Source organism: Mesorhizobium sp. M7A.F.Ca.CA.004.06.1.1 (assembly GCF_003999135.1).
GTDB lineage: Bacteria > Pseudomonadota > Alphaproteobacteria > Rhizobiales > Rhizobiaceae > Mesorhizobium.
The window spans coordinates 1-15,316 of sequence record NZ_RZPQ01000061.1; the positions used below are offsets into that span (position 1 = coordinate 1).

Here is a 15,316-nt window from a genome sequence, read left to right on the forward strand (position 1 = left end):
TCAAGGCACCGCGCGGTTTGATGCCGTCGGCCTGTTTCAATTTGGGTTTCGCCTCGGACATACGCTCCGACAACGACCTCAAAATCAAAAGGTTTCATGACGTCAGCCGACTTGACCTGATATCAACGCACAGTGTCGGAGCCGGCCGCAAAAACCTTTTCGCCGCCGATCCAGACGCCCTTCGTGTCGAGATCGTCCGACAGAGCGACAATATCCGCAGCCGTGCCGTTGGCGAATCGGCCAAGTCGGTGCGACTGGCCGATTGCTTGCGCCGGATAGAGTGAGGCCATGCGCAAAGCCTCGGAAAGCTCGACCCCGACGACGCGGTGGATGAAACGAACGGCCGAGATCATGTCGAGATCGGCGCCCGCCAGCGTTCCGTCGGCGAGCCTCAGGCTGCCGTCCCTTCGATAGATGGTGCGGCCGTTGAGCGTGAACGACGTCATCTCGGTGCCGATTGTCGCCATGGCGTCGGTGACCAGCACGATCCTGGCCGGCCCCTGCTTGGCGCGCAGCGCGATCTTGATGGTGGCCGGATCGACATGGATGCCGTCGGCGATGAGGCCGGCCGACAAGCTGCCGATGTCGATGGCGGCGCCGACCAATCCGGGCTCGCGATTGCCGATCTGGCTCATCGCATTGAACAGATGGGTGACCATTGAGGCGCCGGCCGCGGCAAAGGCGCTGGCGGTGGCATAGCCGGTATCGGAGTGGCCAAGGCTGACGATGATGCCGGCCCTGGCGAGTGCCGCGACGCGCGCCGGCTCGACGGATTCAGGGGCAATGGTGGTGAGCAGCACCGGTAGTTTTTGCCGCGCGGCGATCAGCATCGCCTGATCGGCATCCGTCATCGGCCGGATCAGCACCGGATCATGCGCGCCCTTGCGGGCGACCGACAGATGCGGGCCTTCGAGATGCAGTCCGAGAAACCCGGGCACCTTCTGGCGCGCCGCTGCCTCGCCGGCGGCGACAGCGGCGGCCGTGATTGCAGGCGTGTCGGTGATCAGCGTCGGCAGCAGCGCCGTCGTGCCGAAGGGCGCGTGCGCGCGACAAATGGTTTCGATGGAAGCGACATCGGGATGGTCGTTGAGCATGACGCCGCCGCCGCCATTGACCTGTACATCCACAAAGCCCGGCGTCAGAAGGCCGCCGCCGGTGTCGACGACGCGGATATCCGAGGGGACGGCGCCCGTTGGCAAAATAGCCTCGACGAGACCGTCGCGCACGACAAGTGCGTGGCCTTCATGCCAGTCGTCGCCGTCGAAAATCCGGGCTCCAGTCAGGGCAAAGCGATCGCTCATACTGTCTCCGTCACCTTGCGAAGATTGCGCGGCGTGTCCGGGTCGAGACCGCGATGGCGGGCAAAGGCCTCGACGAACATGTAGAAGGAGACGATCAGCGTCAGCGGATCGGTCAGCGGGTGGCCAGTGGCGACATGCGGCAGGCGCACGGCGCGTTTGGCAAGCGCCGAGGTGACGAACACCGGCGCGCCCTTGGCCGCCAGGCTGTCGGCGGCCTCGGCAATGGACGGTTCGGAGGCGTCGCGCGCGGCCAGCGCCAGCACCGGAAAATCGGGACCGATCAGCGCCAGCGGGCCGTGCATGACCTCGGCGGCGCTGTAGGCCTCGGCATGCATGCCGCAGGTCTCCTTGAATTTCAGCGCCGCCTCATTGGCCATCGCCGCCGACGGTCCGCGGCCGAGGATGAACAGCGACTTCTGCTTCTCGATCGTCTCGGAGAGCACGCTCATCCAGTCGCAGGCGATCGCCTTGCCGAAATGCTCCGGCAGGCGGGCAAGTGCGGCCAACAGCGCGTCGTCGCCCGTGGCATGCGCCATCAGAGCGAGGCCAGCGACGGCCGAATTGATGAAGGTCTTCGTGGCCGCGACGCTGCGCTCGGGGCCGGCCAGGATATCGATCGCATAGTCCGAAGCACGCGCCAGCGGCGAATCGGCGGTGTTGGTGATGGCGACGGTCAGCGCGCCCCCCGCCCGCGCGGTTTCGGCCATGGCGACGATATCGGGGCTCTTGCCCGACTGCGAGATTGCCAGGCAGGCCGAGCCGGCCAGCCTGAGCTTGCGGCCGTAGATCGAGGCGATCGACGGTCCGACCGATGCGACGGCCAGGCCGGCGGTCAGCTCGACGGCGTATTTCATGAAGGTGGCGGCATGGTCGGACGAGCCGCGCGCCACGGTGACGACGAACTGCGGGTCACGTTCACGGATGCCGCGCCCGGCCTCTGTCAGCACGGCGCCGGAGCCGTCGAGCAGGCGGGCGACCGCTTGCGGGACCTCCTCGATCTCGCGCCGCATATGGGTCATTTCTGCCGACATGGTCGGCTTTGTCGTGCTCATGGTCGGCCCTCTTCGCTCGGCCCTGTCAGCCGCAGTTCGGCGACGAAATCATAGGCGTCGCCTCGGTAGATGGAGCGGGTGAATTCGATCACCTTGCCGCTCGCCAGATAGGAAATGCGTTCGATGTGCAGGCCGGCAATGCCTGGCGGCACTTCGAGCAGGCGCGCGTCGCTGTCGCCGAGATTGGCGGCGGAGATGCGCTGCACCGCCCGCACCGGCCGGTTGCCGGTCAATTCCAGCGCCGCGTAGAGCGAGGAACCTATATCGGCCGGATCGGGCAACACGCTGGCCGACAGCGAGGCGCGTTCGATCGCCAGCGGCGTGTCGTTGGCAATGCGCAGGCGCGCCACCCGCGCCACCAGTTCGCTCGACGACAGGCCGAGCACCATCATCTCGTCGGGCGAGGGCGCGTAAAGGCCGCGGTCGAGCCATGCCGAACGCACCGCCATGCCGCGCCGCGCCATGTCCTCGGTGAACGAGGTCAGCCGCGACAGCGACTGTTCGACACGCTCCATGCGCGGCGCCACGAAGGTGCCGGAGCCGTGGCGCTGCACCAGGATGCCGCCCTTGACCAGGTCCTGCACCGCCTTGCGCACGGTGACCCGCGAAATATCGGCCTTGGTGGCGATGTCGCGCTCGGAAGGCAGCGCGTCGCCCGGCCCGATGAGGCCGCGATTGACCGCGTCCTCGATGCTCTTGCGAAGCTGCAGATAAAGCGGCGCGCCGCTTTGCGCCTGATGTTTGAGCGTGGCGAAGATCTGGTCGGCGGCCTCGCTCATCGAGTTGCCTCCGCGTGTCCGGCGAAAAGGCGGACCGCTATCTGCACCGCGCCGCCCAGCGCGTCGTCGAGCGGCGGCTTCAGCAGCGCCCGGTAACGGGCAGACAGGCGCGGCGCGTAGAGCGGCGCCAGCCCGCCGAGCAGGCACAGCGGCGCGTCGTCGGCGAGATCGAGCGCGCCGAGCGAGGCTTCGACATCGGCGACCACCCTGTCGAGGATCCAGTTGGCGACGCTGTCACCCTTCTCGGCATGCTCGAACACCTTGGGTGCGAAGCCGCCGAAATCGCCCGGCTTGGCATTGGTGGTGAATTCGACGACATCCTCCGGGTTGTTGCGGAACACGGCCAGCATGCTCTGCGTCAGCGGCGAACCTTCGCGGACGCCGTCATAGGCAAGCAGGGTCTGTTCGAGCAGGTCGCGGCCGATACGGGCGCCGCTGCCCTGGTCGCCAACCTGGAAGCCCCAGCCGCCGATGGCCCGCGATTTGCCTTGTCTGCGCGCCATATAGGCGGTGCCGGTGCCGAGGATCGCCATGGCGCCGTCGCCGGAGCCGACAGCGCCTTCCAGTGCGATCTCGGCGTCGGTCTCGACGCGGCTGATGCTGAACGGCAGGATCGCTTCGAGCTGCTGCCGGTAGGTGCCGACATTGGCGCCGGCCAGCCCGAGAATGGCCGGCGTCTGCGGGATCAGTTCCGCATCCTGCCCGGCGGCGAGAAACGCCTGCCGCGCGGCCTCGACGATGTTCGAGCGGGCGCCGGTCAAGTCGGTGCGGATGTTGGCGGCGCCGCTTTTTGCGCGGCCAATCACCGTGCCGTCCGCCGTTGCCAGGGCGGCCCTGCAGCTGGTGCCGCCGCCATCGATTCCGAGCACGAAATTCACGTGATTTCTCCTCCAGGCGGATAATACCAATAAAATACCAATAGCCAAGGGTTAATTTCCGTTTCAAAAAGATTAAGCCGTATTTTATTGAAAATCCTATGAATTTCGCCGGCTCAGCGATTTCCGGCCAGCGAATTCGTTAATGCGTGTGGACAAGTGGTATTTTTTTGGTATTGTTCTGGTATTGGAGGAACCGGGATGGCCGAAACGCGCACCGAAGCGCTTCACAAAAATGCCGAGGGGCTGGATATCCAGCCTCCGGACGCCATCCTTTCCTATCTGGCCGATGCGCAGATCGAAGCCGCCAAGGTCGTGCGCCATGCCATTCCATCCATAGCCAGGGCCGCCGAGATCATCGCCGGCAGGCTGAAGAGCGGCGGCAAGCTTGCCTACGCCGCGGCCGGCAGCTCAGGCCTGATGGCGCTGGCAGATGCGCTGGAACTGCCGGGCACCTTCGGCATTCACCGTGACCGCATCGCTATCCTGATCGCTGGCGGCGACGACGCTTTCCGCACGCTTGCCGGAGGGCCGGAAGACGATACCGAGGAGGCTGCGGCAGCGGTCGCCGAGGCCGGCCTCGGCAAGGGCGACTGCCTGATCGCTATTTCCGCCAGCGGCACGACGCCCTATGCCGTGCGGGCCATCGAGGACGCCCGGCTTCGGGGCGCCGCCACAATCGCTATTGCCAACAACGGCAACACGGCGCTGCTGCGCCTGGCCGATGTGGCCATCCTGCTCGAAACGCCGCCGGAGTTGATCGCCGGCTCCACGCGTATGGGCGCCGGCACCGCCCAGAAGATCGCGCTCAACATGCTGTCGACGCTGACCGCCATCCATCTCGGCCATGTGCATGACGGCTACATGGTCAATCTGATGGCCGACAACATCAAGCTGCGCGGCCGCGCGGCGCGCATCGTCGCCGCCGTCAGCGGGTGCGGCACGGACGAAGCGGCCCGCCTGCTCGAGAAGAGCGGCGGCGCGGTCAAGACCGCCATTCTGCTCGCCGCCGGCGCCGACAGCACCGACGCGGCGCAGAAGACACTGGAAGAGGCCGGCCAGAAGCTGCGCCCGGCCCTTTCCGCTATAGAGGGGAGCAAGGGCTCAAAAGCCTCCGTTCTCATCAAAACCGAACCTGAAAAAGGTCAACAGGGAGACTGAGCATGACAACGAAACTACTGACGGCACTGCTTTTGGGCACCAGCATTCTCGGCTCGGCCGGGGTTGCTTCTGCCGCAGACGTAACGCTCAACATCGAAAGCTGGCGCGGTGACGACCTTGCCATCTGGAAGGACAAGCTGCTCCCGGCTTTCGAAGCCAAGAACCCGGGCATCAAGGTGGTGTTCGCGCCCTCGGCTCCGACCGAATATGACGCAGCGCTCGGCGCCAAGCTCGCCGCCGGCTCGGCGGGCGACCTGATCACCTGCCGCCCGTTCGACAAGTCGCTCGAGCTGTTCAAGAAGGGCAACCTTGCCGATCTCTCGGCGCTGCCCGGCATGGAGAACTTCTCGCCCGTGGCAAAGTCCGCCTGGCAGACCGACGACGGCAAGGCGAGCTTCTGCGTGCCGATGGCCTCGGTCATCCACGGCTTCATCTACAACAAGGACGCCTTCGACAAGCTCGGCATCAAGGTGCCGGAGACCCGCGACGAGTTCTTCGCCGCGCTCGACAAGATCAAGGCCGACGGCACCTACATCCCGATGGCGATGGGCACCAAGGATCTCTGGGAAGCCGCGACCATGGGCTACCAGAACATCGGCCCCAACTACTGGAAGGGCGAGGACGGCCGCGCAGCACTGATCAAGGGCGAGCAGAAGCTGACCGACAAGGACTGGGTCGCGCCGTATGAGGAACTGGCCAAGTGGAAGCCTTATCTCGGCGACGGCTTCGAGGCGCAGACCTATCCGGACAGCCAGAACCTGTTCACGCTCGGCCGCGCCGCCATCTACCCGGCCGGCTCGTGGGAAATCGGCCTGTTCAACACCCAGGCCCAGTTCAAGATGGGCGCCTTCCCGCCGCCGGTCGAGAAGGCCGGCGACACCTGCTACATATCAGACCATACCGATATCGGCATGGGCCTGAACGCGGCTTCGAAGAACGCCGATGCGGCCAAGACCTTCCTGTCCTGGGTCGCCTCGCCCGACTTCGCCACCATCTACGCCAACGCGCTGCCGGGCTTCTTCAGCCTGAACTCCTCGCCGGTGAAGATGGAAGACCCGCTGGCGCAGGAATTCGTCTCCTGGCGCGGCAAGTGCAAGTCGACCATCCGCTCGACCTACCAGATCCTGTCGCGTGGCACGCCGAACCTCGAGAACGAGACCTGGGTTGAATCGGCCAACGTCATCAACGGCACCGATACGCCGGAAGCCGCGGCCAAGAAGCTGCAGACCGGTCTCGACAGCTGGTACAAGCCGGCCAAGTAAGAGCTCGGCTGAGCGCTGCTTTATCTCCCCCCTCGAGGGGGAGATGTCGCCGAAGGCGACAGAGGGGGTCGGTGGAGGCAGGCCGCGACTTGATCGTTGCTGGAAAGCGCGGTCAAATGTCGATGGCGCGCTGCCTTGACCGACCCCACCCGCCTCGCTTCGCGAGGCACCCTCCCCTCGAGGGGGAGGGAGGCGCCGCGCCTTTGGCGGCATTTGCCGAGACCTAAACGGCGGGGACCGAACTCATGGCCGCAGATATCAGACCGAAAAGACCGTTCCGCTGGCATATAGGCGTCTTCCTGGCGCCGGCGGTGCTTGTCTACACGGCGATCATGATCCTGCCGCTCGCCGGCACGCTGCAGCTGTCGCTGTTCCGCAACATCGAGCAGCACCAGGTCTTCGTCGGGCTGGAAAACTTCCGCACGCTGTTCGGCGACCCCAACTGGTCGGTGGGTTTCTGGAACGCGCTGAGGAACAATGTCTGGTTCTTCATCATCCACATGATCGTGCAGAACCCGATCGGCGTCATGCTGGCCGCGCTTCTGTCCAGTCCGAAACTGAGATTCGCGGCTTTCTACCGCACGGCGATCTTCGTGCCGACCATCCTGTCCTTCGTTATCGTCGGTTTCGCCTGGAAGCTGATCCTGTCCCCGTTGTGGGGCGTGGCGCCGCATCTGATGGACCTCGTCGGCCTGAAAAGCCTGTTCACGCCATGGCTCGGCAAGGAGCAATATGCACTGACCGCACTCAGCCTGATCTCGGTGTGGCAGTTCGTCGGCATCCCGATGATGCTGATCTACGCGGCACTGCTGTCGATCCCCGAAGAGGTGATCGAGGCCGCGGAATGCGACGGGATTACCGGCCTGTCGCAATTCTGGAAGATCAAGCTGCCGCTGATCCTGCCGTCGATCGGCATCATCTCGATCCTCACCTTCGTCGGCAATTTCAACGCCTTCGACCTGATCTACACCGCGCAAGGCGCGCTCGCCGGGCCGAACTATTCGACCGACATTTTAGGCACCTTCCTCTACCGCGCCTTCTTCGGCTTCCAGCTGCAGACCGGCGACCCCAATATGGGCGCGGCGATCGCCACGATGATGTTCCTGATCATCCTCGGCGGCGTCTGCGTCTACCTCTTCCTCGTCCAGACGCGCCTGCGTCGCTACCAGTTCTGAGGGGCCGAGAGATGAGCACCGCCACCCGTTCCGTGCCCCGCACCATCGGCGCCCACGCGATCCTTTTGACCTACACGGTGATCGCGCTGTTTCCGGTGATCCTCGTCATCATGAACTCGTTCAAGTCCCGCGCCGGCATCTTCGGCGCGCCTTTGACGCCGCCGACGCCAAAAACCTTCGACCTGATCGGCTACACGACCGTCATCGGCCAGGGCGACTTCATCCACTATTTCCAGAACAGCCTCGTCGTCACCGTCGCCTCGCTGTTCTTCGTGCTCCTGTTCGGCGCCATGGCGGCGTTCGCCCTGTCGGAATACCGCTTCCGCGGCAACTCGCTGATGGGGCTCTACCTGGCGCTCGGCATCATGATCCCGATCCGGCTGGGCACCGTCGCCATCCTGCAATTGATGGTGGCGAGCGGGCTGGTCAACACGCTGACGGCGCTGATCCTGGTCTACACCGCGCAAGGCCTGCCGCTTGCCGTGTTCATCCTGTCGGAGTTCATGAAGCAGGTCTCCGACGATCTGAAGAATGCCGGCCGCATCGACGGCCTGTCCGAATACACCATCTTCTTCCGGCTGGTGCTGCCGCTGGTCAGGCCCTCGATGGCGACCGTCGCCGTTTTCACCATGATCCCGATCTGGAACGATCTGTGGTTCCCGCTGATCCTGGCGCCGTCGGAAGAAACCAAGACGGTGACGCTCGGCGCCCAGCTGTTCCTCGGCCAGTTCGTCACCAACTGGAACGCCATCCTGGCAGCCCTGTCGCTGGCGATCATGCCGGTGCTGATCCTCTACGTCATCTTCTCGCGGCAGCTGATCCGCGGCATCACGTCCGGAGCCGTCAAGTGAACTCTGAAACACCCCTCCGCGTCGTCATTGCCGGCCTCGGCAATATGGGTCGCAGCCATGCGCTGGCCTACCATACCAATCCAGGTTTCCAGATCGCGGCGCTGATCAATCGCTCCGACGTGCCGCTGCCGGACGGGCTGTCGGATTACGGCATCAGGCGCTCCTTCGACGAGGCGTTGCGCGAGGAAAAGCCCGATGTCGCCTGCATCGCCACCTATTCCGACAGCCATGCCGACTATGCGGTGAGGGCGTTCGAGGCCGGTTGCCACGTCTTCGTCGAGAAGCCGCTGGCAACGACGGTGGCCGACGCCAGGCGCGTCGTCGCGGCGGCGAAGGCCAATGGCAGGAAGCTGGTGATTGGCTACATCCTGCGCCATCACCCGTCCTGGATCAGGCTGATCGCCGAAGCCCGCAAGCTAGGCGGCCCCTACGTCTTTCGCATGAACCTCAACCAGCAATCCTCAGGCCACACCTGGGAGACGCACAAGCAGTTGATGCAGACGACGTCGCCGATCGTCGACTGCGGCGTGCACTATCTCGACGTCATGCTGCAGATCACCGATGCGAAGCCGATCGAGGTGCGTGGCATGGGCGTGCGGCTGTCCGACGAGGTGGCGCAGTCGATGTACAATTACGGCCATCTGCAGGTGCTGTTCGACGACGGCTCGGTCGGCTGGTACGAAGCCGGCTGGGGTCCGATGATTTCGGAAACGGCGTTCTTCGTGAAGGACGTCATCTCGCCCAATGGCTGCGTGTCGATCGTCATGAAGGAAGGTGTGAAGTCCGATGACATCGACACCCACACCAAGACCTCGACCATCCGCCTGCACAGTGCGGCGACCGGCGCGGACGGCAAGTTTCTCAAGGCCGACGAGATGCTGTCGATGGAGGGCGAACCCGGCCATCAGGATCTCTGCGACCTCGAACAGGCCTTCGTGCTGAAGGCGATCCGCGAGGATCTCGATCTCACCAAACATATGGACGACGCGGTCAAATCGCTCGCCGTCTGCCTTGCAGCCGACGAGAGCGTGCGCAGTGGAAAGGCGGTGCGGTTGTGATCAGGGAATTGTCGTCAGGGGCTGCGCTCTACGGCGCCCCCCTCTGGCCTGCTGGCCATCTCCCCCTCAAGGGGGGAGATCAGCTTTCGGCACGGCCTTCGCCAATCACCAACGTTGAAAAGAGTGCGGCGGCGTCAAAGCTGCCAATCTCCCCACTTGAGGGGGAGATGGCCGGCAGGCCAGAGGGGGGTGTCTTGGCGCCCACATTCCAATCCGGAGGAACGAAGTGGGCTCGCTGAACATCGAGAACGTGAAGAAGGCCTTTGGGCCGGTCGAGGTGCTGAAGGGCATCAACCTCGAAGTGAACGACGGCGAGTTCGTTGTCTTCGTCGGCCCCTCCGGCTGCGGTAAGTCGACCTTGCTCAGGGTCATTGCCGGACTGGAGGATTCGACCTCGGGCCGTGTTGTGATCGACGGCGCGGACGTCTCGGCCACGCCGCCGGCCAAGCGCGGCATCGCCATGGTGTTCCAGACCTATGCGCTCTACCCGCATCTGACGGTGAAGAACAATATGGGCCTTGGCCTCAAGCAGGCCGGCACGCCCGCCCCGGAGATCGAGCGCCGCATCGGCATCGCCTCGTCGATGCTGTCGCTGGAGCCCTATCTCGAAAGGCGGCCGGCCGAACTCTCCGGCGGCCAGCGTCAGCGCGTCGCCATCGGCCGCGCCGTGGTGCGCGAACCCAAGCTTTTTCTCTTCGACGAGCCATTGTCCAACCTCGATGCGGCACTGCGCGTCAACACAAGGCTGGAGATCGCGCAGCTGCATCGCCGGCTGAAGGCAACGATGATCTACGTCACCCACGACCAGGTCGAGGCGATGACGCTGGCCGACAAGATCGTGGTGCTCAACGCAGGGAAAATCGAGCAGATCGGTGGCCCGATGGAGCTCTACAATTCGCCGGCAAATGAGTTCGTCGCCGGCTTCATAGGCTCACCGAAGATGAATTTCGTCGACGGCGCCAGGCTTGGCGAAACCGCCAAGACCATCGGCGTGCGGCCGGAACATTTGACCGTCGATCCGAAATCCGGCGCCTGGAAGGGAACGGTGGTGCACGCCGAGCACCTCGGCGCCGACACCAACCTTTATCTCGATTGCGAGAAGGCCGGTCTGATTACCGTGCGGATTTTCGGTGTTTATGATGCCGAGCCGGGTGCGACGCTGTATGCGACGCCGGATCCGGGGAAGACGTATCGGTTTGGTGCGGATGGGAAAGTGCTGAAGTAGCGCGGCGGCGCACCCCCCTCACCCAGCCTCCGCTTCGCTCGGCTGACCTCTCCCCGAGGGGAGAGGAGATTGTCAGCGCCGCCGCTCACCTCTTCTCCCCAGCGGGGAGAAGGTGGCCGCGAAGCGGCCGGATGAGGGGGCAGCGCTGACCCCGAAATGTAGTGCCTACAAATCAGCCTTGAACGTCTGCTTCTGCTGGCCCAGGCCCTCGATTCCCAGCTCCACCACATCGCCGGCCTTCAAGAACACCGGCGGCTTCATGCCCAGCCCGACGCCGGGCGGCGTGCCGGTGGAGATGATGTCGCCGGGGTGCAGCGACATGAACTGGCTGAGATAGGAAACCAGATACTTGACGCCATAGACCATGGTCTTGGTCGAGCCGTTCTGCATCGTCTTGCCGTTGACCGTCAGCCACATTTTGAGGTTCTGCGGATCGGCCACTTCGTCCTTGGTTACCAGCCATGGGCCGGTCGGGCCGAACGTGTCGCAGCTCTTGCCCTTGGTCCACTGGCCCTGCCGCTCGGCCTGGAAGGCGCGCTCGGAGACGTCGTGGGCAACGCTATAGCCGGCAACATAGTCGAGCGCATCGGCCTCGCTGACATACTTGGCGGTTTTGCCGATGATTACGGCCAGTTCGACTTCCCAGTCGGTCTTCTCCGAGCCGCGCGGGATCAGCACGTCGTCATCCGGCCCGACAATGGCCGAGCTTGCCTTCATGAAGATGATCGGCTCCGGCGGCACGGTGGCGCCGGTTTCGGCGGCATGGTCGGAATAGTTGAGGCCGATGCAGATGAACTTGCCGGTGCCGGCAACGCAGGCGCCAAGGCGCGGGCTGCCGGAAACCGCCGGCAGCGACTTCGGATCGAGCTTGGCCAGTGCCGCCAGCGATGCCGGGTCGAGCGTCTTGCCGCCGATATCGGTGACGTGAGCGGAGAGATCACGGATCGTTCCATCCGCATCGAGCAGGCCGGGACGTTCGCTTCCCACCTCGCCATAGCGCAGCAGTTTCATCTAAATCCTTCTCCTGATTGCGGCCTCGTGGCCTTTTGCAAACTTTCCGCCAAGGCGATTGCGCCTTCAAGGAACCGGCGGACCGTACCCATCGACCTGACTACGGACAAGCGCGATCGCCATACAAGATAGCCGGCGCGCGGGATTTTCAGACTCTTCGATCCCCTGTCAAACGCCGGGAAAGGGCCAGATCGTCCGGCTCGGCAAGATTTCCGCAGTCAGATCGACCAGCCGCCATCGATATTGTAGGCCTGCCCTGACGTATAGGTGGCGCCGGCCAGATAGACGGCGAGATCCGCGATCTCCTCCGGCGTGCCGAGCCGGCCCATCGGCTGGCGGGCGATGAAGGCTGCGCGGGCGGCATCGTAGTCGCCTTGCGCGTGCATGCGGTCCTGCAGCGACGGGCTCTCGACCGTGCCGGGGCAGATGGCGTTGCAGCGTATACCCTTGCCGACATAGTCGGCGGCGATCGCCTTGGTCAGGCCGATGACGGCGGCCTTGGTCAGGCCATAGACGAAGCGGTTGGGCACGCCCTTGGTTGAACTGGCCAGCGAGGCCATGTTGATGATCGATCCGTCGCCGCGTTCCAGCATGCCGGGCAGCACGGCCCGGCTGGTGCGGATCATGGCGCGAACATTGAGATCCAGCGCGAAATCGAGATCGGCTTCCTTCATCTCGAGGATCGAGCCGGAATGGACGAAACCGGCGCAATTGAACAGAACGTCGACGACGCCGATCTCGGCAAAGGCGGCGTTGACGGCTTCGTCGTTGAGTACGTCCAGCTTGCGGGTCTTGATCCCCGGCGTCCTGGCGAGTTCCGCCAGCAGTGCCTCGTTGATGTCGGTGGCGTGGACGATGGCGCCAGCTTTTGCGAACGCCAGTGCGCTCGCCTTGCCGATGCCTTGCGCCGCTGCCGTGACGACAACGACCTTGCCTGCCAGATCCGACATACTGTTCTCCTCGTCCGCTGGGGATAGTCCGGGTCTACCTGCGGCTGGCCAAGGCGTCATGTGCCAGTCACGCGTGATCGTGCAGCCTGCGCCGTTGACCGTTCACTGATAAAGATGTTTTTTCTCGTTAAAGAACATCTGTCCGTGCGTCAAGCCCGAACACGATCTCGACAGCACCGGCGGGACATCAATCGCCGTAAGGCACCCAGACATTCTTGACCTCGACGGCGCGGCGCAGGAAGGCGTCGCCGGCGGCTTCGTCGGATGCCCAGTCGAGGCTGCGGCCATTGCCGCTCCAGACGCGCTTGAGGTTGCCGATGGACTCTGCCTCCGCCTTGGCGCAGGTCTCTGCGTCGGCGAACACCCAGAGCCCGTCGACATCGTCATGCTTGGCCAGCACGCCGGCAAGTTCGGCGCTGCGGCCGGTGACGATGTTGATGGCGCCTGAGGGAATGTCGGAATATTCGATGACCTGGTAGAGATCGGTGGCCAGCAGCGGGTAGCGCTCCGACGGCACCGCAACCACGGTGTTGCCCATGGCCAGCGCCGGTGCGACCAGCGAGATCAGACCGAGCAGCGGCGAGCTATCGGGGGCGACGATGCCGACGACGCCGACCGGTTCATGAAGCGCCAGCGTCACGGCACGCGCCGGCGGCTGGTGCACGCGGCCCTCGAACTTGTCGGCCAGACCGGCATAGAGGAACAGCCGTTCAATGGATTGTTCTACCTCTTCCCGCGCGGCCTTGGGCGTAGCGCCGGTCAATTCGGTGAGACGGGCGGCGAACTCGCCGGCACGGCCGGAAAGATTCTCGGCCAGATAATAGAGCACCTGGGACCTGTTATAGGCGGTCGCCTCCGGCCAGGCCTTGGCACCGCGGGCGGCAGAGACGGCATCGCGGATATCCTTGCGGCTGCCGAGCCCAACTTCGCCGGCAAGCTTGCCCTTGGCGGTGGCGATGGCGAGCGAATAATTGCCGTCCGGCCGAACCTGCTTGCCGCCGATGAACAGCTTTGCGGTGCGGTCGATTGCCGAGCCGTCGGCCTGCTCGACTGGCTGTGCGGAGGTCGTCGCCGGCTTGATGACCGGGCCGAGCGGCAGCTTTGCCGTGAGATATTCGAACATGCCCTCGCGCCCGCCCTCGCGGCCGAAACCGCTCTCGCGGTAGCCGCCGAAGCCACAGGCGGCGTCGAACATGTTGGTGCCGTTGACCCAGACCACGCCGGCCTTCAATTGCGGCGCGACGTGCAAAGCAAGGTTGACGTTCTCGCTCCACACCGAGGCGGCGAGGCCATAGCGCGTGTTGTTGGCTAGCTCGATCGCTTCCTCGGTGTTGCGGAAGGTCATGGTCGCCAGAACAGGGCCGAACACCTCTTCTTGTGCCAATATGTTAGCCGGCGAAACACCTGTGGCGAGCGTCGGCAGATGGTAGTAGCCGGAAGACGGCAGCGCCGCATCCGGCTGCCAGCAGACGGCGCCCTGCCTGGCGCCTTCGGCAACCAGGCCCTTGACGCGGTCAAGCTGGGTCAAGTCGACCAGCGGGCCGATATCGGTGTTCTTGTCGAGCGGGCTGCCGACGCGCAGCCGGCTCATCCGCGTCTTGACCTTGGCGATCAGGGCGTCGGCGATGCCTTCCTGCACCAGCAGGCGCGAGCCGGCGCAGCAGACCTGCCCCTGGTTGAACCAGATACCGTCGACCAGGCCTTCGACGGCGCTGTCGAGATCGGCATCCTCGAAGACGATGAAGGCCGACTTGCCGCCGAGCTCCAGCGACAGTTTTTTCCCGGACCCCGCAGTGGCTTTCCTGATGATCTTGCCGACCTCGGAAGAGCCGGTGAAGGCGATCTTCTGGATGCCGGGATGGTTGACGATGGCCACGCCGGCCTCAGGTCCGCCCTGGACGATGTTGACGACGCCTTTCGGCACGCCGGCGCGTTCGCAGATCTCGGCGAACAGGATTGATGTCAGCGGCGTGAACTCGGCCGGCTTCAGCACCACCGTGCAGCCGGCGGCGAGCGCCGGCGCGATCTTCCAGGCCAGCATCAGCAGCGGAAAGTTCCACGGGATGATCTGGCCGACGACGCCGACGCCCTTGTGGCCGGGGAAATCCTTGTCCAGCGCCTGCGCCCAGCCGGCATGATGGATGAAATGGCGGATCGCCAGCGGCACGTCGATGTCGCGGCTTTCGCGGATCGGCTTGCCATTGTCGATTGTCTCAAGCACCGCGAACAGGCGCTGGTGGCGCTGCATGGCGCGGCCGATGGCATAAAGCACCTTGGCCCTGACATAGCCCGAGGCTGCCGACCATTTCGGCAACGCCTTGGTGGCCGCCGCCACCGCCGCGTCGATGTCGGCGGCATTGGCGTCCGAGACCTTGGCCAGCAGCTTGCCGGAGGAGGGCTCGCTGGTCTCGAAGGTCTTGCCGCCGGACGCGGCTTTCCAGTCGCCGCCGATGAACAGCGCCTTGGAAAAATCGCGCGCGGCAAGCCAGGCGTCGGCCTCGTTGCGGGCTTCCGGCGCCGGGCCGTACTCCATGGCGTGATAGCGGTCGAGGATGTTCATCAGGTGCCTCCTTCACCCTCCCCCTTGTGGGGAGGGTCGATCGGCAAGGCCGATCG

Annotated in this window: 13 protein-coding genes; 6 read left to right on the top strand and 7 right to left on the bottom strand. The window is 64.6% G+C overall.

Features of this window, described 5'->3' with window-relative positions:
- Positions 1-122 precede the first annotated feature (122 nt).
- Genes nagA through EN906_RS06505 form a run of 4 tightly spaced genes read right to left on the bottom strand, consistent with a single transcriptional unit; the run spans position 123 to position 4,010 of the window.
- Positions 123-1,301, bottom strand: coding sequence for an N-acetylglucosamine-6-phosphate deacetylase (gene nagA / locus EN906_RS06490; protein ID WP_127267933.1), 1,179 nt, complete (start codon positions 1,299-1,301; stop codon positions 123-125).
- Positions 1,298-2,332, bottom strand: a complete 1,035-nt coding sequence (locus EN906_RS06495; RefSeq protein ID WP_164748800.1) for an SIS domain-containing protein — start codon at positions 2,330-2,332, stop codon at positions 1,298-1,300. The genes nagA and EN906_RS06495 overlap by 4 nt, the downstream gene beginning before the upstream one ends.
- A gap of 17 nt (positions 2,333-2,349) precedes the next feature.
- Positions 2,350-3,132, bottom strand: coding sequence for a GntR family transcriptional regulator (locus EN906_RS06500; RefSeq protein ID WP_027040192.1), 783 nt, complete (start codon positions 3,130-3,132; stop codon positions 2,350-2,352).
- Positions 3,129-4,010 carry an N-acetylglucosamine kinase gene (locus EN906_RS06505; protein WP_127267935.1) on the bottom strand — a complete coding sequence of 294 codons (882 nt, stop codon included), beginning with the start codon at positions 4,008-4,010 and terminating at the stop codon, positions 3,129-3,131. Before EN906_RS06505 ends, EN906_RS06500 begins: the two co-directional genes overlap by 4 nt.
- A gap of 198 nt (positions 4,011-4,208) precedes the next feature.
- On the opposite strand from EN906_RS06505, the gene EN906_RS06510 reads away from it, so the two are divergent.
- The 6 genes from EN906_RS06510 (at position 4,209) to EN906_RS06540 (ending at position 10,739) form a co-directional block, all read left to right on the top strand.
- Entirely contained in the window at positions 4,209-5,168 is a 960-nt protein-coding gene (locus EN906_RS06510) for an N-acetylmuramic acid 6-phosphate etherase (protein ID WP_127272472.1), read from the top strand.
- A gap of 2 nt (positions 5,169-5,170) precedes the next feature.
- A complete protein-coding gene (locus tag EN906_RS06515; RefSeq protein ID WP_127269378.1) occupies positions 5,171-6,430 on the top strand; it encodes an ABC transporter substrate-binding protein in 1,260 nt (419 codons plus the stop codon).
- Between the two features lie 245 nt (positions 6,431-6,675).
- Positions 6,676-7,605, top strand: coding sequence for a sugar ABC transporter permease (locus EN906_RS06520; RefSeq protein ID WP_127269379.1), 930 nt, complete (start codon positions 6,676-6,678; stop codon positions 7,603-7,605).
- 11 nt (positions 7,606-7,616) lie between these two features.
- The gene (locus EN906_RS06525) at positions 7,617-8,456 is read left to right on the top strand and encodes a carbohydrate ABC transporter permease (protein WP_127265686.1); all 840 of its coding nucleotides are present in this window, start codon (positions 7,617-7,619) and stop codon (positions 8,454-8,456) included.
- Positions 8,453-9,514, top strand: coding sequence for a Gfo/Idh/MocA family oxidoreductase (locus EN906_RS06530; RefSeq protein ID WP_127269380.1), 1,062 nt, complete (start codon positions 8,453-8,455; stop codon positions 9,512-9,514). Before EN906_RS06525 ends, EN906_RS06530 begins: the two co-directional genes overlap by 4 nt.
- Before the next feature lie 226 nt (positions 9,515-9,740).
- Positions 9,741-10,739, top strand: coding sequence for an ABC transporter ATP-binding protein (locus tag EN906_RS06540; protein WP_127272471.1), 999 nt, complete (start codon positions 9,741-9,743; stop codon positions 10,737-10,739).
- A 165-nt stretch (positions 10,740-10,904) separates the two neighbouring features.
- On the opposite strand, the gene EN906_RS06545 is transcribed toward EN906_RS06540, so the two are convergent.
- From EN906_RS06545 to EN906_RS06555, 3 genes are all read right to left on the bottom strand, one after another.
- The gene (locus EN906_RS06545; protein ID WP_127271132.1) at positions 10,905-11,750 is read right to left on the bottom strand and encodes a fumarylacetoacetate hydrolase family protein; all 846 of its coding nucleotides are present in this window, start codon (positions 11,748-11,750) and stop codon (positions 10,905-10,907) included.
- Positions 11,751-11,968: 218 nt separating this feature from the next.
- On the bottom strand, positions 11,969-12,700 hold the full coding sequence (locus tag EN906_RS06550) for an SDR family oxidoreductase (RefSeq protein WP_127272470.1): 732 nt from the start codon (positions 12,698-12,700) through the stop codon (positions 11,969-11,971).
- Between the two features lie 187 nt (positions 12,701-12,887).
- Entirely contained in the window at positions 12,888-15,260 is a 2,373-nt protein-coding gene (locus EN906_RS06555; protein ID WP_127301705.1) for an aldehyde dehydrogenase family protein, read from the bottom strand.
- Between the last annotated feature and the right edge of the window lie 56 nt (positions 15,261-15,316).

Excerpts from the sequence above, each read along its gene's own strand:
- nagA (WP_127267933.1), bottom strand. The coding sequence starts at position 1,301 with ATGAGCGATCGCTTTGCCCTGACTGGAGCCCGGATTTTCGACGGCGAC.
- EN906_RS06495 (WP_164748800.1), bottom strand. The coding sequence starts at position 2,332 with ATGTCGGCAGAAATGACCCATATGCGGCGCGAGATCGAGGAGGTCCCG.
- EN906_RS06500 (WP_027040192.1), bottom strand. The coding sequence starts at position 3,132 with ATGAGCGAGGCCGCCGACCAGATCTTCGCCACGCTCAAACATCAGGCG.
- EN906_RS06510 (WP_127272472.1), top strand. The coding sequence starts at position 4,209 with ATGGCCGAAACGCGCACCGAAGCGCTTCACAAAAATGCCGAGGGGCTG.
- EN906_RS06515 (WP_127269378.1), top strand. The coding sequence starts at position 5,171 with ATGACAACGAAACTACTGACGGCACTGCTTTTGGGCACCAGCATTCTC.
- EN906_RS06520 (WP_127269379.1), top strand. The coding sequence starts at position 6,676 with ATGGCCGCAGATATCAGACCGAAAAGACCGTTCCGCTGGCATATAGGC.
- EN906_RS06525 (WP_127265686.1), top strand. The coding sequence starts at position 7,617 with ATGAGCACCGCCACCCGTTCCGTGCCCCGCACCATCGGCGCCCACGCG.
- EN906_RS06545 (WP_127271132.1), bottom strand. The coding sequence starts at position 11,750 with ATGAAACTGCTGCGCTATGGCGAGGTGGGAAGCGAACGTCCCGGCCTG.
- EN906_RS06550 (WP_127272470.1), bottom strand. The coding sequence starts at position 12,700 with ATGTCGGATCTGGCAGGCAAGGTCGTTGTCGTCACGGCAGCGGCGCAA.
- EN906_RS06555 (WP_127301705.1), bottom strand. The coding sequence starts at position 15,260 with ATGAACATCCTCGACCGCTATCACGCCATGGAGTACGGCCCGGCGCCG.